The following is a 21,227-nucleotide window of genomic DNA, read 5'->3' as shown; positions in this document are numbered from 1 at the left end:
CTAAAATTATCTTGAATAAAAGAATTTTAGGGAGGCTTAATTTATGGTCGAGAAAACGCTGGATCTTCAGAAATTAGTTGAAGCTGTTGAAAAAGAGGTTGTGGAGTGGCGCAGGCATCTCCATGAAAATCCTGAACTTTCATTTCAAGAGGTAGAAACATCCAAGTACGTATTTGAGAAGCTGGAGTCCTTTGGCAATATTGAGTTATCCCGTCCAACGCCAACAAGCGTGTTAGGTAGGATTATCGGCGCAAAGCCTGGTAAAGTTGTTGCTTTACGTGCTGACATGGACGCGCTTCCCATTCAAGAAGAAACCGGGCTGCCATTTGCCTCCAAAAATGGCGGTGTGATGCATGCCTGCGGTCATGATGGACATACTGCCATGCTTTTAGGAGCGGCAAAAGTTCTGTCCCAATTAAAGGATGAAATAGAAGGGGAAATCCGCTTTTTCTTCCAGCATGCGGAGGAATTGTTCCCTGGCGGCGCATCGGAAATGGTGAAGGCCGGCGTTACAGAAGGAATTGATGGGGTCATCGGCGTTCACCTTGGTTCGCAAATTCCTTCAGGGATCTTTACCGTTTGTTATGGACCAGTCACTGCAGCGACTGATGCATTTGATATTGATATTCAAGGCAAGGGCGGACATGGTTCTGCACCAAATGCTACGATTGATCCAATAGCTATCGGTGTTCAAATTATTAACGGAATCAACCAAATCATTTCACGAAAAGTGGATGCAGCCCAGCGCGCTGTCATTTCTGTTACCAAATTCAATGGCGGAACAGCCAATAATATTATTCCTGATCGCGTAAGCCTTGGTGGTACTGTCCGTACGTTTGATCCGGAAGTACGTAAACAAATTCCTGTCTGGATTGAAAAAATTGCAAAAGGGATCACTGAGGCCCATGACGCTTCATATGAACTAAACTATATGCTGGGATACGCACCTGTCATAAATGAAGAAAATATCACCAAATTGGTGGAGCAAACCATTGTGGAAACATTCGGAGAAAGCAAACGAGTCATTGCAAATGGGATCATGGGAGGGGAAGATTTCTCCGCATTTTCAGCGGAAGCACCGGGATGTTTTGTTTTCCTAGGTGCTGGAAGCGAGAACCCTGCCGAAAATTATCCGCATCATCATCCAAAATTTGATGTGAAGGAAGAGTCTTTAATAAAAGGTGTCAATTATTTCGTCCGCTCGGCCTTCAAATTCTTAGGTGAAAAATAAAAGTACCCGTTATGTGGAGGGGATTTTGTGATTGAAAGAGTAGTAGATATCCAGAAACTAATAGAGGCAGTTGAAGAAGAAGTAATTGAGTGGCGCAGACATTTTCACGAAAATCCGGAGCTTTCTTTCCAAGAGTTTGAAACCTCTAATTACGTTTATGAAAAACTGCAATCGTTTGGCAATATTGAAGTTTCCAGGGTCACGCCAACCAGTGTCATGGGACGCTTATTCGGCAGCCAGCCTGGCAAAGTCTTGGGGCTGCGGGCAGATATGGATGCCCTGCCAATCCAAGAGGAAACAGGATTGCCATTTTCCTCCAAAAATATAGGCGTGATGCATGCCTGCGGTCATGACGGACATACGGCGATGCTCCTTGGCGCAGCTAAAGTTCTGTCGCAATTACAGGTCGAAATCAAAGGGGAAGTTCGCTTCTTCTTCCAGCATGCAGAAGAACTTAATCCTGGCGGCGCCCAGGAAATGGTAAAGGCGGGGGCAGCAGATGGCCTTGACGGTGTGATTGGACTTCACCTTGGTTCACAAGGTCCGTTGGGTAAATTCTCGCTCTGTTACGGACATGTGACTGCGGCGTGTGATGATTTTGATATTGTCATTCAAGGTAAAGGCGGGCATGGTTCGGCACCGGAAGAAACTGTTGACCCGATTGCCATTGGTGTTCAGTTGGTAAATGGAATCAATCAGTTTATCTCCAGAAAAGTCGATGCCAGCCATAGAGCAGTTATTACGGTTGCCCAGTTCCACGGGGGAACGGCCAACAATATCATTCCAGACAAAGTGACCTTAGGCGGTACTGTCCGAACGTTTGACCCGGAAGTTCGCAAGGACATTCCAATTTGGATGGAAAAATTAACAAAGGGACTCACAGAAGCACATGGTGCAACTTATCAATTAAACTATGACTTTGGCTACAGTCCAACTATCAATGAAGAACAAATTACCTCTATGGTTGAAAAGGTTATTATTGAAACCTTTGGTGAGGAGCATTTTGTCAGAGGTACAGCATTGATGGGTAGTGAAGATTTCTCGGCATTTGCAGAGGCAGCACCGGGATGCTTCGCATTTTTGGGTGCGGGAAGCCACAACCCTGCCGAAAATTATCCGCACCATCATCCAAAATTTGATGTAAAAGAAGAAGCATTGATTCTAGGGGTTCAATATTTTGTCAGAAGCGCATTGCAGTACTTAAATGAAAATTAAGATGTAAAAGGGGCCTGAACCCCGGTACGTTAATGGTTAACGCGCCGGTGCCAGGCCCCTTATTTATTTGATAGGGATTTGGATTGAAATGCTTGTTCCCCAATCGAGTTTGCTGCGGATGGCCAGGCCATAGTTATCCCCGTAGGTTAGCTGCAAGCGTTTATGGGTATTATAAAGGCCGATGTGATCGTTTGCTGTATAATTTGATTTCAGCTTTGAACGGATTTCCTCTAGCATTGCCTTGCCGATTCCCTTGCCATTATCAATGACCGCTACATAAAGGTGTGAAGGAAACACTCTTATTTTCGCTTTAATCGAAAGGGTTCTTCCCAAGCCCGGCAGGCCATGCTGGAGTGAATTCTCAATCAAAGGCTGTAGGAACAGTTTAACAACATAATAGTTTTCAACACCCTCATCACATTCCCAATAGAACGCAAATTGATCCTTATGCCTAATTTTCTGAATCTCAACATAGCTTTTCGTATGTTTGATTTCATCCTTTAAAACAACTAAGCTATCCTTTGCAGTTAAAGAATAGCGGAGGATATTCCCGAGATGATCAATCATTTGGTTAATCTCGTTTGGCCGCTTGGTAAGACTGATAACCTTCCAATTAATCGTTTCTAGTGTATTGTACAAAAAATGCGGATTTAATTGGGATTGGTGCACGGATAATTCCAGTGCCTGCATTTTATATTTTCTCTCCGACAGGAGCACCTTCATATAGGATTGCTCCATAAAATTGGTCAAAATCTTATGAATGATTAGGCTGTGAACATCCGTTACCACGGATGGCAAATGGGGGAGAGGTTCACCTTTTTCGGCATTATTTAAGATGTTGACAATCGAATCAATTTCGGCAAAATTCCTTTTTGTTAGGAAATAAGCAATAATCCCTCCCACGATAACCGACGAGAGTAAAAGAATTAATGTAACCATGCTTAATTGGTATGGCAGCTTATAAAGGGAACTCCTCGGGATAGTCGAAAAAAACACCCAGCCATATTTTTTTGAGTCCAGTTTAAATACAGCAGAAGGGTCGTTTCCTATTTTCAATGTGTTAATTTCATTAGAGGAGGAAATCATTTCCTTCTTTTCGAATGACGTTAAATGGACTGGATGATTTACAAACAGAACTTGGTTACTTTTATCCATGACCAAAATATTTTGACCGCTCATTTTATATAAGCTGTTTAGATTATCCTTTACATAATCAGTGTTTACATTCAAAATAATATAACCCATGTTACCGTTTGCGAGAGTAAAGCTTCGATACAAAGAAATGACATCAATCTTCTGGTCAGGAAAATCTACGAGCTTTCGAATGACTGTTCTTTTTTGGGTCCAAACAGTATCAGCGCTTTTGACCTTGTCGATCCCCTTGTACCAGGAAACATCATCGAAATGACGGAGGTCTACTACACCGCCTGTTGTCGATGTTAAAAAACGTTGTTTGTCATTCTCTATATAAATATAAATCGAATCAATGTACGGATGAGCAATCGCGGGAGAGTCGATGGTATTTTTTAACGACGCCAGTTTAACAAAATCCTCAGGATCCAGCCATTTTTTCTCGAGCATGTTTTGCAGGTCCAGAAATTCTTTGGCGCTAGCGGCAATGGTTAAGTTAATAGAATTTAGCTCATCGAAAATCATTTCCACGTTCATTTGGATTTGATTTAATAGATTCAAGTTTTCTTGATTTATCTTTTCCTTCAGATATAAATGAATTAACGTAATCGCAAGTGTTCCTAGAATTAACACCGGGATTAGCATTGGAATCAGCAGCTTGCTTAAATTTTTAATAAAAAAGGAACGTTTTAAAGAATCCATTAGGAAGCGCCCTTAATTTAGCCGATATTCCTTTGGGCTGACCCCAAAATATTTTCGGAACGCACGTGTGAAATTCTTGGCATTGCTATATCCGACCATTTCACTTACCTCATAGGCCTTGTACTTCATTTCTTTAATTAATTTTGCTGCTTCTTCCATTTTTACTTGAAAAAGAAAATCAGAGAAATTGACATCTGTTTTTTGTTTAAAATATTTACTTACATAATGGGGGTTCATGTAAACGACTTGGGCAGCCTCATCCAGGGTGGCATTTTTAAAATTGATTTTCACATAATCTTTAATTTTATTAATAATCGGATCATCATCATCGTTTTTTAGTTTTGCGGAAGCCGTTTGGGTGGAGGCAGGAGTTCTTTGGTCTAGTTCTTTTTTAATTTGCGAAAACGCTTCCGTTATTTCTGAAAAATTTGTGGGTTTTAGAATATAATTTTTGACCCCGTACTTAATGGCAGACTGGGCATAGTGGAACTCCTGGTAACCGCTTAAAAAAACAGTCAAGACAGGGGAGTTCTGCTCATGCATCTCCTTTATGACCTCAATGCCAGTCATGATGGGCATTTGAATATCGCAAAGCAAAACGTCAGCATTTCCCTCTGATACTAGGTCCAGGGCTTCTTTCCCATTTGCTGCTTCCCCAATTACTTCGAACCCAAGTTCATTCCACGGAAAATAGTTTACTAGACCGTGCCGGATTTCATATTCATCATCAGCAATCACCAATTGGTACATTTGGCACCCCCTAAAACATTATTTTAATATTCAAAATATACTACACTTTGACACGTTCAACAAGCGTAAGCCTATCACTGTTTGTCAAGTAATGATACGAAATGTCAATTCAGGTCCCTTTTTTTCATACTACTATTTTTAATAAAATAATGTTAACCGAGTGGAATGTTCCGAAAATTTTTAAAATTAATAGTTTTTAGAAAGAGGGGTGAAGGAATGAAACCTTTACTGGAAGTAGACCATGTCCAAATTGCATTTGAAACAGACAAAGAAGAAGTGATTTCAGTAGAAGAGGTGAGTTTTTCAGTCAACCCTGGAGAAACCATCGGCATTGTTGGGGAGTCCGGTTGCGGAAAAAGTGTCACCTCCTTATCGATAATGGGTTTGCTCGGAAAAAACGGAAAAGTAAAAAAGGGCCAAATTCTTTTCGGAGAAGAAGACCTGACAAAAGTATCCAATCAGCGTTTAAGAGATATCAGGGGAAATGAGATATCGATGATCTTTCAGGAACCCATGACCTCTTTAAATCCTGTTTTCACCATTGGAAACCAAATGATTGAAGGAATCAAACTTCACTTAAAGATGAATCCAAAGGCTACTAAGGAATATGCCATTGAAATGTTAAAAAAGGTTGGAATTCCGAGGGCGAATGAGATTATGAAGGAATACCCGCATGCATTGTCAGGCGGAATGCGGCAGCGGGTGATGATTGCGATGGCGCTTGCGTGCAAGCCGAAGCTGTTGATTGCGGATGAACCGACAACTGCCCTGGATGTAACGATACAGGCACAAATTCTCCAGTTGATGAAAACCTTGCAAAAGGATTCTAATACAGCCATTATGCTGATTACTCATGATCTTGGGGTGATTGCGGAAACGGCCGACCGAGTTATTGTCATGTATGCCGGTCAGGTTGTCGAGGAAGCAGATGTATTCACGCTATTTAAAGAGCCAAAGCATCCTTATACCCAAGGGTTAATGGCCTCCATTCCACATTTGGAATATGAAAGTGAACAACGCCTGGCTTCAATTCCTGGTTCAGTGCCAAGCATCAAGCATATGCCAACAGGCTGTCGGTTCCATACCCGCTGCCCATATGCAACGGAACGGTGCGAGCAGGAACAGCCTGGTCTTAAAGATGTTCAGGCAGGGCATAAAGTAAGATGCTGGTTAACCGAGGAAGACGGTTTAAGGACAAACACCGATCAACCAAAGGAGGAAATATTCACATGACCACCATGATTGAAAAAGAAACGACTCCTTTACTAAAAGTAGAAAAACTAAAAACCTATTACCCTATTAAAAAGGGTGTTTTTTCGAAAACGGTTGGTCACGTGAAAGCGGTAGATGGGGTCGACTTTTATATTAACGAAGGTGAAACACTCGGATTGGTAGGAGAGTCGGGCTGCGGAAAATCAACCATTGGGAAAACGCTAGTAAGGTTGGAAAATGCTTCGGAGGGTAAGGTGTATTTCCAGGAGAAAGAAATCACCACTGCTAACAGAGATACGATGAAAGGTCTGCGCCGGGACTTGCAGATTATTTTTCAAGACCCATATTCATCTCTGAATCCAAGGAAAAGAATCAAAGACCTCCTCGAAGAACCGATGAGAATTCATCAAGTAATTGAAAAGGAAAAAATCCATAAACGGGTGGACGAGCTTTTAGAGCTGGTTGGTCTGCCGAAAAGCTATAAAAATCGCTACCCTCACGAATTTTCCGGCGGCCAGCGGCAGCGGATCGGGATTGCCAGGGCCTTGTCGCTAAATCCAAAACTGATCATTTGTGATGAGCCGGTTTCCGCTTTGGATGTATCCATTCAGGCGCAAATCTTAAACCTGTTGAAGGACTTGCAAAAAGAATTCAACTTGACTTATTTATTTATTGCCCATGGGTTAGGAGCTGTAAAGTATATCAGCGACCGGATTGCCGTCATGTATTTGGGGAGAATTGTGGAGGTAGCAAAAACGGAAGAAATCTTCAAAAATCCGCAGCATCCTTATACAAAAGCGTTGTTAAGCTCTTATCCGATACCAAACCCTGAATTAAGATCGAAAGAAAGAATCATTATTGCTGGCGATGTCCCAAGTCCGGCCAATCCTCCAAGCGGCTGTAGCTTTCACACTCGCTGCCCGATTGCAACGGCGATTTGTCGGGAGCAAAGACCTGTTCTAAAAGGTAAGGAACATAGCGTTGCCTGCTTCGCGGTAAACGATGCATAAAAATTAGTTTTTGAAAGAGGGTGAAAATTTGATTCCCTATATTATCCGCAGACTTTTAATTGCCATCCCAGTTTTATTTGGGGTCATGGTTGTCAATTTTATCATCATTAATATGGCGCCGGGAAACCCGGTTGATATGTATGTAGACCCCAATTCTTCACCTGAACTGCTGGAGATGCGGAAGGAACAGCTGGGTTTGAATGATCCGCTTTACATTCAATTCTTCCATTGGCTTGGTAATCTTGCACAAGGCAATTTAGGCTACTCCTTTTCAACCTATGAACCAGTATCAAAGATGATTTTCGAAAGGCTTGGCCCAACGTTTGAATTAATGGGACTTGCCCTTCTAGTCGGGTTAATCATCGCCCTGCCGATAGGGATTTTAAGTGCAGTCAAGCAATATAGCAAACTTGACTATTTGGCGACAGGGACTTCTTTTTTCGGAATTTCCATCCCGCATTTTTTCCTAGGATTGGGCCTTATTTATATCTTTGCTGTACAATTGCAGGTTCTGCCGGCTGGGGGCATGTCGACTCTCGGCAGTGAGGACAATTTCTTGGATAAGGTGCAGCATTTAATTCTTCCGGTGATCGTGCTCGCAGTCGGAATTTCTGGACAATATGTCCGCTATGTCAGGGCAAGTCTTTTGGAGGTGCTGGGCCAGGACTATTTAAGGACGGCGAGAGCAAAGGGGTTAAAGGAATTTGTTGTTACCAATAAACATGCTTTAAAAAATGCCTTGATTCCGATTATTACGATTATTGGTATGGAGATTCCTTTCTTGCTTGGCGGAGCGGTTATCACCGAACAAATTTTTCAATGGCCAGGAATGGGACAGCTGACCATTCAGTCCATCATGTCAAGGGATTATCCAACACTAATGGCTCTCAATCTATTAACAGCTTTTATGGTGCTGTTTGCCAATCTATTAACAGATATTGTTTATTCGTTTGTTGACCCGCGCATTAAGTATAAATAGGAAAGGAGGAACATGGTATGCCAATGCTTGAAACAAATATTAAAAAGGATGTAGAACCTCCCATTCCTCATACAGAGATTGGCGGAGAGGAAACACCTTTACAACTAATACTTAAACGTTTTATGAAGCATCGCTTGGCCGTAGCAGGCAGTATTTTGATGTTGTTAATCATCCTGATTGCGATTTTTGCACCAGCTATTGCACCAAAGGACCCGTATCAGGTTTATGACGAATTCTCTGCACCGCCATCTGCTGAGCACTGGTTAGGAACAGACCAAGTCGGACGGGATCTTTTTACACGCCTTATCTATGCTTCAAGGGTTTCGATGGCAGTCGGACTAGGGGCAGTTCTTATTTACACCGTCATTGGAACAATCCTAGGTGCGGTTTCCGGCTATTTTGGCGGATGGGTCGATATTGTGTTAATGCGATTGACAGACGTCTTCATGTCATTTCCAGGATTGATGTTAATTCTTGTAGTGGTCAGTATTTTAGGGCCTAGCCTATTTAATATCATCTGGATTTTGGGACTCCTTGGCTGGCCGGCCGTTGCCAGATTGGTTCGCGGAACGGTACTTTCGCTGAAACATGTTGATTATGTCAAATCGGGCATTGTGCTCGGATTAAGTACACCCAGGATTTTATTCCAGCATATTTTACCGAATGCGATTGCTCCGATTCTTGTCCAAGCTACATTTGGCATAGCAGCAGCCATTATCGTAGAAGCATCTCTAAGCTTCCTCGGGATGGGGGTACAACCGCCGACAGCAAGCTGGGGGAACATGCTGACAGATGCCCAATCCTTAACGGTATTAACCGACCAGCCATGGCTATGGGTTCCTCCGGGAATCATGATTGTCGTTGTTGTATTAGCCATCAATTTTATCGGTGATGGCCTAAGGGACGCTCTGGATCCGAAAACATTGAAGTAAAAATAGGGACTAGCGCTTTAACATAGTGGGGGTTATGCTTCCATCACATTAACGCGTTAAACAATTGGGGGCTAAGCCGCCAAATATATAACAATCTAATATAAAACGAAATGAGGGAAGGGAATGAAGAAGTTAAAAGGAAAGTTTTTAACGGTTTTATCGGTTGCTTTGCTATTATTTTTAAGCGCATGTTCAGGTTCTAACAATGCATCAAGCACACCGAAGGAAAATGGGAAGAGCAACGGCTCCACACAATATGGTGATACCATTGTCGTAGGTGTTTCAAACGCTATCGGTGCAATCAATCCGATTAATACCCGTGACTTGGGTGCCATTACATTGGCAAATATTCTATTTGATCCTTTCTTTGAACCAGATGAAAACATGAAATTTCAAAATAAGTTAGCTGAAAGCTTTGAAACAAAAGATAACCAAGCGTTTACGATTAAAATTAATTCAAAGGCAAATTGGACAGATGGGAAGCCTGTTACGTCTGAGGATGTTAAATTTACGTTTGATCTGCTGGCCAATCCTGCCGTTCAAAGTTCCGGCTTGAAAACTCTTAACGTTATTGATGGTCTGGATGAAAATGGCCAGCTGCCAAAAGGAGAAAAATCTGTTAAGGGGATTGAAGTAGTTGATGACAAAACCTTTGTCATTCACACGAAAAAGCCGACTGACCCAAACTATCTTAAAGGGAGCTTAATCAATTTCCGAGCTGTTCCAAGTCATATCTTAAAGGATAAGGATCCAGCAACGCTTCATCAAGATCCATTTATGTTAAAGCCAACCGTTTCCAATGGTGCCTATTCGCTTGTTAACTTCAGCGGGGAATCGAGTGTAGAACTTAAGGCAAATCCAAATTACTATCGAGGTGCACCAAAAACTGCAAAGCTGTTCTTTAAGGTAGTTCCACAAGCAAACATTACAGCACAGCTGCAAACAGGCGAGATTCATATCAACTACCCATCCACCGGTGCAATTGCGATTCAAGATATTGAAAAAGTGAAAAATATGGCGAATGTCACAACAAATGATCCAAAGGGCTATGATTGGCAGGAAATCTACCTGAATACAAAAACCTTTGACCAGAAGATGCGCCAAGCGATCGCTTATGCGATTAACCGTCCGCAACTTGTTGAGAAGCTTTTAAAAGGAAAAGCAGAAATCATTGATGGACCATACACAAAGATCCATCCATATTTTGATAAAGACATTAAGAATTACCAGTATGATCCAGAAAAGGCAAAGAAACTTATTGCAGAATCAGGCTGGGATAAGAGCAAGCCAATTCGTGTCAATGTTCCGATCGGGAACCAAGTTCGTGAGCAATCCGCTGTTATTGTTGCAGAAAACTTAAAAGCAGTAGGGTTAAACGTTCAGGTTCAAAAGTTCGATTTCCCAACTCATATGCAAAAAGGTGCTAAGCATGACTTTGATATTATGTTCCTAGGAATTCCGTACCAAATTGATCCGGATGTAAGTACATTTTATGCTACTGGTGCAACCTATAATTTTGCTGACTATAGCAATCCCGAGCTTGATAATTTGTTAACACAAGGTAAATCAGAACCAGATCCAGAAAAGCGCAGAGTGATTTATGACAAAGTTCAAGAAATCCTGCATGAAGACCTGCCAACACTTTCACTTTATTCAGACTTCCTGATGGGAGCCGTAAATAAGAAAGTAAAAGTAGGACAACCAAAGCAATTCGGAATGTTCTACAACGTGAATGAATGGCAAATTGAAAAATAAATATAGTAATAGACTGAATTCTTACAGCATCAGCCGTACTCGGCTGCATGCTGTTTTTTTTGCCGCTGCTTCCCTTAGCAAAATAGCAGATTAAATAAACTGAATATTCCGTCCTAACTTTTCATACATATTACTATCTTCCAAAATCCACAACAATTCACATGATATCCCACAACTTCAGGCAATTTGGATATTGGTATTTTGTTGTTTTAATAAAAGCCCATTCATATTTAAATGGTAGAGGAGCTGTTAAAATGTATAGTTCATTGCAGGGTAAGACGGTTATCGTTACGGGTGGCAGTAAAGGGATTGGGAAAGGGATTGCCCGAGTGTTTGCAAGGCATGGTGCGAATGTAGCGGTTGTGGCCCGAAATTTGGGGGCTGCTCAAGCGTGTGCAGTTGAACTCAATTGTGAAAATGCAAAGGTTGTGGCATTCCAAGGTGACGTCCAAAATCGTGACTCGATGAAGGCTGTAGTGAAAGAGGTCCATGAAACATTTGGCGGTATTGATGTTTTGTGCGCCAATGCCGGGATTTTTCCATCTGCCTGGCTGGAGACGATGACAAATGAAGATTGGGATACTGTCATGAATACCAATGCGAAGGGCACATTCCACGCTGTACAAGCGTGCATCCCATATCTCAAGCAAGCTGAATACGGACGAATTGTCATTACCTCGTCGATTACTGGTCCTGTTACCGGTTATCCGGGTTGGTCTCATTATGCGGCTAGTAAAGCGGCGCAATTAGGTTTCATGCGAACAGCCGCCTTAGAGCTGGCTGGCGAACAAATTACCGTGAATGCGGTGCTGCCAGGGAATGTCTTAACAGAAGGACTCGAAGGTCTAGGTGATGACTACCTAGAAGAAATGGCCTCAGCCATCCCAATGAAAAAGCTTGGCACCGTTGAAGACATCGGCTATGCAGCCCTGTTCTTGGCCACTAAAGAAGCAGGCTTTATCACTGGACAATCGATCATCGTCGATGGCGGACAAATATTACCGGAAAATTAAGTTCGAGTTATTTTTTGAAAAAAAAACTAATACCTTTACTAGAATAAAGGTTCCAATTCTGTGCTTAGTAGGTGGTACTAGATATGTCTTTATCCTATGAAGAACGAAAAACAACCATTATGGAATCTTTAGAAAAGGAAGAAAAGGTCCAAGTGCGCGTCTTGGCCAACCTTCTCCATGTTTCCGATGAAACAATTCGCCGCGACCTAGACCGGCTTGAAAAGGAAGGATATTTGAAAAAAGTATATGGTGGTGCCGTCAAAAATAAGATTCATAGCTGGGAACTGCCTTTCGATGAAAAAACAACGATTAACCAAAAAGAGAAACAAGATATTTGTAAGGCGGCTGCAGACCTAGTGGAAGACGGCGACGTCATTATGATTGGCAACGGAACGACTCCGCTGGACATGATTCCGTTCCTTGCAGATAAGCAGGATATTACTCTGATTACCCATTCTGTTCCAGTCATGCTTGCGGCTATGGACAGTTTTAAGGGCCGAGTCATTTTTATCGGCGGCGAAATTGAAAGAAATCAGAAATATATGAGCGGGCCGCTGTCCGAACGGATGCTCGAAATGCTTCGTGCCGATAAAGCCTTTGTTTGTGCAGGCGGGATTTCCATTGCCAACGGAATTACAGATTATGATATCAGTGGATCAAGCATCTCTCGGAAAATGATGGACCGCTCCGAAGAAGTCATTGTTCTTGCTGATCATTCCAAGTTTGGAAAAACTACCTTTGCATATATGTGCTCCATTACGGATGCATCCAAGATTATCACGGACCAAAGCTGCCCCGACGAGTGGAAGAAAATAGTAGCGGCCTGTGGCGTTGAATTAATTGTGGCTGATGAGATATAGAGAAATCCTGAATTTCAAAAATTAAAGATGTGATAACCATCATAACTAAATGCTTTAATGAGAGATAAGGAGAAACGAATATGATTGAATTTGGCAGTAAAAATGAAATCCTTGACCGCTCAATTAAATGGTGGAACCCGGGAAAAACAAGACAATGGCAAAAAGACGGCATTGACTTGGTGATGGGGAAACGAGAAGGATATTACTTTTATGATATGGAAGGCAAGAAATTAATGGATGTCCATTTAAATGGAGGGACTTATAATCTCGGTCACCGCAATCCAGAAATAATTGCCACTTTGAAAGAAGCGTTGGATGAATTCGATATCGGTAATCACCACTTTCCGGCCATGACGCGTGCACGGCTTTCGGAAAAACTCTCACAATGTACACCCGACAGCCTTCATTATTCCATTTTATCTGCAGGCGGAAGCGAGGCTATTGATGTAGCTTTGAAATGTGCCCGTTATGCAACGAAACGCAAGAAAATTGTTTCAATTATAAATGGCTATCATGGCCACACAGGCCTCGCCGTCTCTTTGGGAAATGAACGGTATTCCCGGATGTTTTTAAGTGAGGGTAACCCATCGGAATTTATTCATGTTCCCTTCAATGATTTAGAGGCAATGGAACGGGCACTCAGAAATGAAGATGTCGCCTGTGTCATTATCGAAACCATCCCTGCAACCTATGGGTTCCCACTCCCGGAACGAGGTTATCTATCAGCAGTAAAAAGGTTGTGTGAAAGATTCGGGACACTTTATATCGCAGATGAAGTGCAGACTGGCCTAATGCGGACGGGCAAGCTTTGGGGGATTGAGCATTACGGAGTCGAACCGGATATTCTTGTCACCTCCAAAGGCTTCAGCGGCGGGATTTACCCGATTGCCGCAACCGTCGTCAGCAAACAGGCTGGGAATTGGATGAATGAAGATGGCTTTGCGCATATCTCGACGTTCGGGGGATCAGAATTAGGCTGTATTGTTGCCATGAAGGTTCTTGAAATTTCGCAGCGTAAAGAGGTTCAGCAAAATGTTGATTTTGTGGCCCGATACTTGCGGACAGGATTAGAAACCATCAAGAAGCAGCATCCGGACTTTTTTGTCGGCATCCGTCAACTTGGGGTTGTTATGGGGCTTGAGTTTAATCATCCTCAAGGCGCCCTTTATGTCATGCAGGAACTTTATAAAAATGGCGTGTGGGCTATTTACTCGATGCTCGATAACAGAGTTCTGCAATTTAAACCTGGTTTGCTTTGCGATAAAGAATATTGCGATGAATTACTGTCAAAATGCGAGGCAAGCATCAAACAGGCAGCTAAATCGGTTTTCAGCTACAGTTAACAATTCGAAAGGAGTAATGAATATGGGCAGCTCCTCAATTGATTCTTTACAGGAATCCATGGAAAAATTTAATCAAATTGCCAAAGCCGCTATTCCTTTTTATCCGTTTTTATCGCAATCATCTATTCAGCTATTAAACTATTCCGAAAATGCTACTTACCTAATTACAGACACTACTACGAGGGAAAAATATATTCTGCGTGTGGGACGTCCCGGGTATCACACAAAAATAGAAGTGGAAAGTGAACTGGAGTGGTTAAGATCGATTGACCAGCATTCGTCCATCCAGGTCTCTTTGCCGGTGTCCGGGGGGAATGGTGAATATATTCAAGTCGTCAACTATGAAAATATGAATTATCACTGTACTCTTTTCACGTTTTTAGAAGGTGAAGCGCCAAATGAAGACAATGAGCAGGAGCTAATCAGCCAATTTGAAATGCTTGGGGCGATTACGGCCCAATTGCATGAACACAGTATGGCAAATTGGGAACAACTCTGCCAAGTGCGCAGGCTTACCTGGGATTATGAAACCATCCTTGGCCAGACTCCGAAGTGGGGAAGATGGCGGGATGGGCTGGGTATAACGCCAGAGCGTGAAAAATTGTTCACTAGTGTTTCCGAAAAGATAAAAACGAGATTAGAGCGTTTCGGAAAAGCTCCCACCCGTTACGGACTCATCCATTCTGATTTACGGCTTGCCAATCTTTTGGTGGAGCGCGATCAAATCAAGGTAATTGATTTTGATGATTGTGGATTTGGTTGGTATTTGTATGACCTCGCCACTTCCTTAAGCTTTATTGAACACAAACCATATGTCCCCGGACTTATTGAATCATGGTTAAAAGGCTACCGAAGTGTCCGTCCACTTTCAGAGGCGGAAGAACAAGAAATTCCCACATTTATACTAATGCGGCGGCTTCAGTTGATTGCCTGGGTTGGCAGCCGGGATAATGAGACAACACGAGAATTGGGCAGTGGCTTTACAGAAGATACCGATGAATTAGCAGAAAAGTATTTACGAGATGGAAAAATATAAGAAACCTGTGGCAGTTTTAGGTGGTGATACAATGGATGCCGAATTGGTCGAAAAGATTACCAGATTAGTACTTTCGAAGCTGGAAGAATACGTGGGTCCGTCCCAATCCAACGCTTGGAACACAAGTCCTCATGAAGAAAACAAAAGCACGGAATATCCGCCGTTGTCAGATTATGATTTAAAAAAATGGAAAGAAATTTCTTCAGTTATAGGTTTTTCTAAGGAAAGAACTCACCTCGCTCCCCTGTTAGAGGAAGAAATCAACATCTGGAAGAATATTTCCGCGTCAATTGGCTTTAACAGGAGACCACAGGCAGATGCAGGCGGGCAGTCTGATTATCCTCCACTAACAAAAGAGGAATTATCGAGCTGGAAACGTTTAGGGACTAAGACTGCAAGTTTGGATGAGGGACAAGGGCAGGTGAAATTTTTCCCGCATCATGATTAACAAGATAGATGAAGGGAGGGAGAATGTTTTTGCAAATGGATACAGATTTGAATTCTATTCAAGAAATGAAGGAAGCTGTCAGCAGGGCAAAGGAAGCGCAAGCAAGGTTTCAGGAATTTTCCCAGGAACAGGTCGACCGCATCGTCAAGCAAACCGCACAAGCAGCCTATCAAGCTTCTGAAAGACTAGCGCAAATGGCTGTTGAGGAAACAGGAATGGGTGTGGTTGAACATAAAAAAATTAAAAACGACTTAGGCTCACTGGGAGTCTACGAATCTATCAAGGATGAAAAAACGGTAGGTATCATCAGAACAGACAAAAAAGAAAAAATCACGGAAATCGCCTACCCGTTCGGTGTTATTGCCGGGATCATCCCAACGACGAACCCAACCTCGACGGCATTTTTTAAAACACTTATTTCATTAAAATCGCAAAATGCGATTGTCGTCAGCCCGCATCCTTCGGCGGTAAAGTGTACAGTGGAGGCGCTTCGGGTATGCCGGGATGCCGCCACCGAGGCAGGCGCACCTGAAGGGTTAATCGGCTGGATCAGCAGACCGACAATGCCGGCAACAACGGAACTGATGCACCATCAAGATATCCAATTAATCCTGGCAACAGGCGGCGGCGGGCTGGTCCGGGCTGCGTACAGTTCTGGAAAACCTGCCTACGGTGTCGGACCAGGGAATGTTCCGGTTTATATTGATCGTTCCGCTAATATCAACAAAGCAGTCAAGATGATTGTTGACAGCAAAACGTTTGATAATGGCACGATTTGTGCCACCGAGCAGGCGATTGTCGTCCACAAAAACGTGAAAGAAATGACGATAAGAGAATTAAAAAATAATGGTGCCTACTTTTTAACTGGCTCAGAAAAGTCATTGGTCGAAAACGTGATTTCTCCAACACGTGGAAAATTGAATCCAGCGATTGTTGGAAGGTCTGCCGTAAAAATTGCTGCCATGGCTGGCCTAACGGTACCAAGTGAGACACGATTGTTAATTGCTGAGGAAAAATCGATTGGGAAGGAAATCCCTTTTTCAATTGAAAAACTTGCTCCGATTTTTGCCCTATATACAGCTACGGATGTAGAAGAGGCGAAAAGAATCTGCCAGGGATTGTTGAATATTGGCGGCAGGGGCCATAGCCTCGCCCTTCATACTAATGATGAGAATGTCGCCAAAATGTTTGGCCTTGAAATGCCCGTCTCTAGAATTTTAGTAAACACACTGGCATCGATTGGAGCTGCAGGTGCAACGACAGGATTGACCGCCTCGCTTACACTAGGGTGCGGGTCATACGGCGGCAACATTACGGGGGACAACATCACGGCACGGCATTTGATTAATATTAAACGAATCGCTTATGGAATAAAGGATGTACCAATTCCAAAGCCTGCACAATCGATTGAAAAAATTGGCAGCAGTGAGAAAATCGTCGAACAGGTCTTGGAAAAAACAAGCAAGAACCGGATGGAGATAGACAAAGAGATGATTACCCAGTTAGTTAAGAGTGTAATAGAACAATATCAAAAATCTTAGTACATTTAGGAGGAATATGGTATGGCGATAAATGGTGCTCTTGGCATGATTGAAACAAGAGGTTTGGTAGCTTCATTGGAAGCGGCCGATGCGATGGTAAAAGCAGCGAACGTAAATCTTGTAGGGAAGGTCCATGTTGGCGGAGGAATTGTGACTGTGTTAGTAACGGGTGATGTCGGCGCGGTTAAAGCCGCGACAGAAGCAGGCAGTGAAGCGGCACAGCGGGTGGGTGAACTTCTCTCAGTTCATGTCATCCCAAGGCCGCATACTGAATTGCAGCTCGTATTACCGAAGATTGAGGGATAGACCTTTAATTCCAGAGATGAAAAAATGAGGTTAAGAGGATGAAGGAAGAACTAACAAAACGGATTGTTGAGGAAGTAATAAGGCGGCTACAGCAGAGTCCACATGATGGTGACTGTATTCCTATTGGTGTATCGGCACGGCATTGTCATTTAAAGGAAAAGGATTTGGAATTCCTTTTTGGCAAGGGTTATCAGTTAACGAAAAAGGCTGATTTGTCGCAACCCGGGCAATTCGCTGCAAATGAAACCGTCATCATTGCCGGATCGAAGGGGAGCATTGAAAGAGTTCGGGTTCTTGGGCCATTACGGAAGGAAACACAAGTAGAGGTAAGTCAAACCGATGCAATTAAACTTGGTTTGATGCCGCCCATCCGAGAATCAGGAGACTTAGAGGGATCTTCACCGGTAACCATTATCGGCCCGAATGGCAGTCTATTTTTAGAAAAAGGATTGATCATCGCCCAAGCACATATCCATATGCCGCCAGAACAAGCACTACAATTTAGTGTGGAGGACGGGGAATATGTTGCCGTGGAAGTTGGTCATCTAATTCGGCCGATCAGATATGAAAGGGTCCAGATTCGAGTTTCACCTAAGTATATTTTGGAAATGCATATCGATACCGATGAAGCGAATGCCGGGTTGATTGTAAGCGGGCAGACAGGGAAACTGGTGAAAAGAGACGTGGAAGAGGTGAGGTGAGTTGGCAAAAGCTTTAGGAATGATTGAAACTAGAGGACTGGCTACCTCCATCGAAGCATTAGATGTGATGGTAAAAACCTCATTTGTCCAGCTTGTCAAACAAAATATGGTCGACCCAGCTCTCGTTACGATCGTAGTAGAAGGGGATGTCAGTGCCGTAAAGGCAGCGGTCGAAGCAGGGGCGGATATGGCCAGAAAAAAAGGTTCTTTAATTGCATTTCATGTCATTCCACATCCTGATGAAAGCCTGCCGCAGTTATTTATGGAGAAGTCTAACGTTAAAAAACAAGAGAAGATTGAAGACAATTCAGAGAAAAAAACTTAAACGTGCTTGATGCAAGAAAGGAGGATGATTATGTCCTTCAAACGAATAAAGTTTGCCATCATCGGGGCTGGCCATACCGGGACGACAATCGCTCTGATGCTCGCCCAAAGGGAGTTGGGGGACATTGTCCTGTTGGATATTCCTTCTCAGGAAAATCCGACAAAGGGGAAGGCATTAGATTTACTACAAGCGGGCCCTGTGCAGAAATATAATTCTATCATAAAAGGTAGCTCCAACTATGAAGATATTAAGGACGCAGACTTGGTCATTATTACTGCCGGAGTCGCCCGTAAGCCCGGGATGAGCAGGGAAGACTTAGTCTCAATAAATACAAAAATTATTAAGGAAGTATCTGAAAATATCGCCTACTATTCACCCAATAGTTATGTGTTAGTCCTTAGCAATCCAGTTGATGCGATGACCTATGTTTGCTACAAAACGACTAGATTCCCTAAAAACAGGGTGATTGGGCAGTCGGGGGTACTTGATACGGCTAGGTTTAATACCTTTGTTGCTCAAGAATTAAATGTGTCGATAGAGGATATATCCAGCTTTGTCTTGGGCGGGCATGGCGATACGATGGTGCCGTTGGTCAGGTTTTCGTATGCTGGGGGGATTCCATTGGAAAGGATCCTTTCTAAGGAGAAAATCGATAAAATTGTGGAACGGACACGCAACGGCGGCGGTGAGATTGTTCAACTTTTAGGTCAGGGCAGTGCCTATTATGCACCAGCCGCGGCAATCGTAGAAATGGCCGAGGCGATCGTGAAGGACAAAAAGAGAATTCTCCCTTCGATTGCCTATTTAGAAGGGGAATATGGGTATCAAGACATATATTTAGGTGTCCCTGCAGTTCTTGGCGGCAATGGCATTGAAAGTATTATAGAATTGCCGCTCACACCTGAGGAAAAAGAGGGGCTCGATGTTTCTGCACAAGCCGTAAAATCCTTGCTGCGTTTGTTAGATTAATTTTTTGAGTTTACTTTTCAGAATATTGTTAATTATCTAGAGGGGGGGACTGCCAGAAGAAGCCTCTTTTCTTAGAGAAAGCAAATTGTCTTTGTTGTGGAATGTCTCGTCACTGTGATTTTTCTTTTATTTTTAAAGAAAGAAGGGTGAAAAGATGTCTAAAGCAGGTCTCGCATTATTTGAACAAAAGTCAACAGGTGGAATTGCCAGACAGATCAGTCCAATAGACACGATGATTTATTCCGCTGCCAACCCGGGTTTGATGTTCGCACTCGTGTATATTATGTGGGCACCATTTTTATATCCGGGTGCCCATATGGTTTGGGCGATTTTGACGGTAGCGCAGATGTTTATTATTGCCGGCCTTTATTGGCTGCTATCGGTCTCGATGCCGCGCTCCGGCGGAGAATATATTTATATAAGCAGGATTCTGCATCCATCGCTTGGACTGATGGCAAGTTTTATGATAACGTTTACATCCATTTCTTGGACTGGTATTCTGTTAAATTGGATTATCAAATGGTCGATCGTTGAATTCTTCTATTCGATAGCACTCATTAACGGAAATGACGCAACATGGCTGGGGCTGGCGGAGTTTTTCAACAGCAATATCATGCATGCGATTATCGGTACCGCCCTGTTGGCGTTCATCTACTTTATCTATTATAAAGGTACAAAGTGGATGGTTAGGCTGGCCTATTTAACGCTCGGTGCAACGCTGGTAGGGGCGGTTGTCTTTATCATTGCAAACCTAATTACCGGGCAGGGAACGTTTGCGGCTAATTTTACTGAGCTGACAGGCTTGGCCTATGGCGATGTCATTAAATTAGCTGAAGCAGATGGCTACACAACAAAGTTCCTTTTTGGAGCAACAGTCATGGCCGGTTCCACTTACATTATTCTAAACACCCTTGGCTCCACCTTTGGGGCAAACCTCGCTGGCGAAGTCCGTAATGTACAAAAATCTCAGCTTCTGGCCTTATTTGGTTCACTGGCCATTTTAATGGTTGTTTGGGCGATTTTCTATGCGATGTCTTATATTAACTTCGGCGATATCTGGTCCAATAGCTTGTATTATCTGTACAATGCCGGCCATGAGGCCTATCCTTTCAAGGGCTATGATCCATTTATCACGATCATGATTGGAATTATGACGAAGAGCCCTGTATTTGTCTTTTTGATTGCTATCTGTTTCGCGGTAGCCACCTTTGGCTCAGCGGCTGGTCTTGGCTTCGGCCCTTCGCGTAATATTGTCGCTTGGTCGTTTGACCGCTTGATTCCTAGCAAATTTATGGAACTCAACAAGAAAACGAATTCACCAACCTACGCGTTAAGAACGGTCATAATCGGTGCCTGGTTTTTCTTAATGCTCGATATTTTCATGCCTTCTTGGACGGCCAATATCGCATATACGATATTCACTTGGTTCTTAGCTTGGATTTTCCTGGGGATTTCCGGAATTGTTTTCTCCACCCGCAAGAAGATTTTGTTTAACTCCTCACCGCCGATTGTAAAAACAAAATTTTTAGGAATACATTTAATTACCATTCTTGGCTGGTTAACCCTGGCAATCAGTGTTTCGATTTGTTACTATCTTCTGATTCCGTTTTTGAGAGGCGATTTGCCATTTACAATGATTGTGGTTTCGCTCTGCTTAATGTTAATCCCAATTATCGTCTATTTCGTGATGAAGCGGTCCCATGCGAAGAAGGGAATCGATATCGATATCCAGTTCCAAGAGATACCTTCGGATTAAGTAAACCATTTT

Annotated in this window: 20 protein-coding genes; 18 read left to right on the top strand and 2 right to left on the bottom strand. The window is 42.9% G+C overall.

All coding sequences use genetic code 11. The annotated features are described in order from the left end of the window. The first annotated feature begins 43 nt into the window (after window positions 1–43). Both ACFPA1_RS06960 and ACFPA1_RS06955 read left to right on the top strand, forming a co-directional pair. Window positions 44–1,231, top strand: a complete 1,188-nt coding sequence (locus ACFPA1_RS06960) for an amidohydrolase (RefSeq protein ID WP_378581833.1) — start codon at window positions 44–46, stop codon at window positions 1,229–1,231. Window positions 1,232–1,258: 27 nt separating this feature from the next. Next, window positions 1,259–2,446, top strand: coding sequence for a M20 metallopeptidase family protein (locus ACFPA1_RS06955; RefSeq protein WP_378581832.1), 1,188 nt, complete (start codon window positions 1,259–1,261; stop codon window positions 2,444–2,446). Between the two features lie 63 nt (window positions 2,447–2,509). Here ACFPA1_RS06955 and ACFPA1_RS06950 read toward each other — a convergent pair whose 3' ends face one another. Together ACFPA1_RS06950 and ACFPA1_RS06945 are read right to left on the bottom strand one after the other, a co-directional pair. Beyond that, window positions 2,510–4,279 (bottom strand): sensor histidine kinase, encoded by a 1,770-nt coding sequence (locus ACFPA1_RS06950; protein WP_378581831.1) that lies wholly within the window; start codon window positions 4,277–4,279, stop codon window positions 2,510–2,512. A gap of 12 nt (window positions 4,280–4,291) precedes the next feature. Further along, complete coding sequence (locus tag ACFPA1_RS06945; protein ID WP_241113707.1) at window positions 4,292–5,029, bottom strand: response regulator transcription factor; 738 nt, start codon at window positions 5,027–5,029, stop codon at window positions 4,292–4,294. Between the two features lie 216 nt (window positions 5,030–5,245). Here ACFPA1_RS06945 and ACFPA1_RS06940 point away from each other — a divergent pair, with 216 nt between their 5' ends. The 16 genes from ACFPA1_RS06940 to ACFPA1_RS06865 all read left to right on the top strand — a co-directional run bounded on the left by ACFPA1_RS06940 (window position 5,246) and on the right by ACFPA1_RS06865 (window position 21,215). Continuing rightward, complete coding sequence (locus ACFPA1_RS06940) at window positions 5,246–6,262, top strand: ABC transporter ATP-binding protein (RefSeq protein WP_378581830.1); 1,017 nt, start codon at window positions 5,246–5,248, stop codon at window positions 6,260–6,262. Beyond that, window positions 6,259–7,251: an ABC transporter ATP-binding protein gene (locus ACFPA1_RS06935; protein WP_378581829.1), complete on the top strand. Its 993-nt coding sequence runs from the start codon at window positions 6,259–6,261 to the stop codon at window positions 7,249–7,251. The genes ACFPA1_RS06940 and ACFPA1_RS06935 overlap by 4 nt, the downstream gene beginning before the upstream one ends. Before the next feature lie 28 nt (window positions 7,252–7,279). Beyond that, on the top strand, window positions 7,280–8,230 hold the full coding sequence (locus ACFPA1_RS06930) for an ABC transporter permease (protein WP_213139916.1): 951 nt from the start codon (window positions 7,280–7,282) through the stop codon (window positions 8,228–8,230). A gap of 17 nt (window positions 8,231–8,247) precedes the next feature. Further along, window positions 8,248–9,162 (top strand): oligopeptide ABC transporter permease, encoded by a 915-nt coding sequence (opp4C, locus tag ACFPA1_RS06925; RefSeq protein ID WP_213139917.1) that lies wholly within the window; start codon window positions 8,248–8,250, stop codon window positions 9,160–9,162. A gap of 123 nt (window positions 9,163–9,285) precedes the next feature. Next, on the top strand, window positions 9,286–10,917 hold the full coding sequence (locus tag ACFPA1_RS06920; protein ID WP_378581828.1) for an ABC transporter substrate-binding protein: 1,632 nt from the start codon (window positions 9,286–9,288) through the stop codon (window positions 10,915–10,917). Between the two features lie 254 nt (window positions 10,918–11,171). Next, window positions 11,172–11,930, top strand: a complete 759-nt coding sequence (gene fabG / locus ACFPA1_RS06915; RefSeq protein ID WP_378581827.1) for a 3-oxoacyl-ACP reductase FabG — start codon at window positions 11,172–11,174, stop codon at window positions 11,928–11,930. Between the two features lie 83 nt (window positions 11,931–12,013). Further along, the gene (locus ACFPA1_RS06910) at window positions 12,014–12,790 is read left to right on the top strand and encodes a DeoR/GlpR family DNA-binding transcription regulator (RefSeq protein ID WP_378581826.1); all 777 of its coding nucleotides are present in this window, start codon (window positions 12,014–12,016) and stop codon (window positions 12,788–12,790) included. 80 nt (window positions 12,791–12,870) lie between these two features. After that, window positions 12,871–14,133: an aspartate aminotransferase family protein gene (locus ACFPA1_RS06905; protein WP_378581825.1), complete on the top strand. Its 1,263-nt coding sequence runs from the start codon at window positions 12,871–12,873 to the stop codon at window positions 14,131–14,133. Between the two features lie 22 nt (window positions 14,134–14,155). Further along, window positions 14,156–15,169, top strand: a complete 1,014-nt coding sequence (locus ACFPA1_RS06900; protein ID WP_378581824.1) for a phosphotransferase enzyme family protein — start codon at window positions 14,156–14,158, stop codon at window positions 15,167–15,169. 31 nt (window positions 15,170–15,200) lie between these two features. Continuing rightward, a complete protein-coding gene (locus ACFPA1_RS06895) occupies window positions 15,201–15,617 on the top strand; it encodes a hypothetical protein (RefSeq protein WP_378581823.1) in 417 nt (138 codons plus the stop codon). Between the two features lie 23 nt (window positions 15,618–15,640). Continuing rightward, window positions 15,641–17,158: an aldehyde dehydrogenase family protein gene (locus tag ACFPA1_RS06890; protein WP_378581822.1), complete on the top strand. Its 1,518-nt coding sequence runs from the start codon at window positions 15,641–15,643 to the stop codon at window positions 17,156–17,158. A gap of 21 nt (window positions 17,159–17,179) precedes the next feature. Beyond that, a complete protein-coding gene (locus ACFPA1_RS06885) occupies window positions 17,180–17,464 on the top strand; it encodes a BMC domain-containing protein (RefSeq protein WP_213115508.1) in 285 nt (94 codons plus the stop codon). 38 nt (window positions 17,465–17,502) lie between these two features. Then, the gene (gene pduL / locus ACFPA1_RS06880; protein WP_378581821.1) at window positions 17,503–18,165 is read left to right on the top strand and encodes a phosphate propanoyltransferase; all 663 of its coding nucleotides are present in this window, start codon (window positions 17,503–17,505) and stop codon (window positions 18,163–18,165) included. 1 nt (window position 18,166) lies between these two features. Next, window positions 18,167–18,490 carry a BMC domain-containing protein gene (locus ACFPA1_RS06875; RefSeq protein ID WP_277398160.1) on the top strand — a complete coding sequence of 108 codons (324 nt, stop codon included), beginning with the start codon at window positions 18,167–18,169 and terminating at the stop codon, window positions 18,488–18,490. 30 nt (window positions 18,491–18,520) lie between these two features. Then, entirely contained in the window at window positions 18,521–19,459 is a 939-nt protein-coding gene (gene mdh, locus ACFPA1_RS06870; protein WP_213139926.1) for a malate dehydrogenase, read from the top strand. A gap of 154 nt (window positions 19,460–19,613) precedes the next feature. Next, window positions 19,614–21,215 carry an APC family permease gene (locus tag ACFPA1_RS06865; protein ID WP_213139927.1) on the top strand — a complete coding sequence of 534 codons (1,602 nt, stop codon included), beginning with the start codon at window positions 19,614–19,616 and terminating at the stop codon, window positions 21,213–21,215. Window positions 21,216–21,227: the final 12 nt, after the last annotated feature.

Origin of the sequence: Neobacillus sp. GCM10023253 (assembly GCF_042653105.1) — a bacterium.
In the GTDB taxonomy this organism is placed as follows: domain Bacteria; phylum Bacillota; class Bacilli; order Bacillales; family Cytobacillaceae; genus Neobacillus; species Neobacillus citreus.
Note: the sequence above shows the minus strand (reverse complement) of the source record. Positions and strands in the feature narration are given on the sequence as shown.

Coding starts and splice junctions, on each gene's coding strand:
- ACFPA1_RS06885 (WP_213115508.1), top strand. CDS start 17,180: ATGGCGATAAATGGTGCTCTTGGCATGATTGAAACAAGAGGTTTGGTA.
- mdh (WP_213139926.1), top strand. CDS start 18,521: ATGTCCTTCAAACGAATAAAGTTTGCCATCATCGGGGCTGGCCATACC.
- opp4C (WP_213139917.1), top strand. CDS start 8,248: ATGCCAATGCTTGAAACAAATATTAAAAAGGATGTAGAACCTCCCATT.
- ACFPA1_RS06895 (WP_378581823.1), top strand. CDS start 15,201: ATGGATGCCGAATTGGTCGAAAAGATTACCAGATTAGTACTTTCGAAG.
- ACFPA1_RS06950 (WP_378581831.1), bottom strand. CDS start 4,279: ATGGATTCTTTAAAACGTTCCTTTTTTATTAAAAATTTAAGCAAGCTG.
- fabG (WP_378581827.1), top strand. CDS start 11,172: ATGTATAGTTCATTGCAGGGTAAGACGGTTATCGTTACGGGTGGCAGT.
- pduL (WP_378581821.1), top strand. CDS start 17,503: ATGAAGGAAGAACTAACAAAACGGATTGTTGAGGAAGTAATAAGGCGG.
- ACFPA1_RS06865 (WP_213139927.1), top strand. CDS start 19,614: ATGTCTAAAGCAGGTCTCGCATTATTTGAACAAAAGTCAACAGGTGGA.
- ACFPA1_RS06935 (WP_378581829.1), top strand. CDS start 6,259: ATGACCACCATGATTGAAAAAGAAACGACTCCTTTACTAAAAGTAGAA.
- ACFPA1_RS06905 (WP_378581825.1), top strand. CDS start 12,871: ATGATTGAATTTGGCAGTAAAAATGAAATCCTTGACCGCTCAATTAAA.
- ACFPA1_RS06900 (WP_378581824.1), top strand. CDS start 14,156: ATGGGCAGCTCCTCAATTGATTCTTTACAGGAATCCATGGAAAAATTT.
- ACFPA1_RS06910 (WP_378581826.1), top strand. CDS start 12,014: ATGTCTTTATCCTATGAAGAACGAAAAACAACCATTATGGAATCTTTA.
- ACFPA1_RS06920 (WP_378581828.1), top strand. CDS start 9,286: ATGAAGAAGTTAAAAGGAAAGTTTTTAACGGTTTTATCGGTTGCTTTG.
- ACFPA1_RS06940 (WP_378581830.1), top strand. CDS start 5,246: ATGAAACCTTTACTGGAAGTAGACCATGTCCAAATTGCATTTGAAACA.
- ACFPA1_RS06960 (WP_378581833.1), top strand. CDS start 44: ATGGTCGAGAAAACGCTGGATCTTCAGAAATTAGTTGAAGCTGTTGAA.
- ACFPA1_RS06945 (WP_241113707.1), bottom strand. CDS start 5,029: ATGTACCAATTGGTGATTGCTGATGATGAATATGAAATCCGGCACGGT.
- ACFPA1_RS06890 (WP_378581822.1), top strand. CDS start 15,641: ATGTTTTTGCAAATGGATACAGATTTGAATTCTATTCAAGAAATGAAG.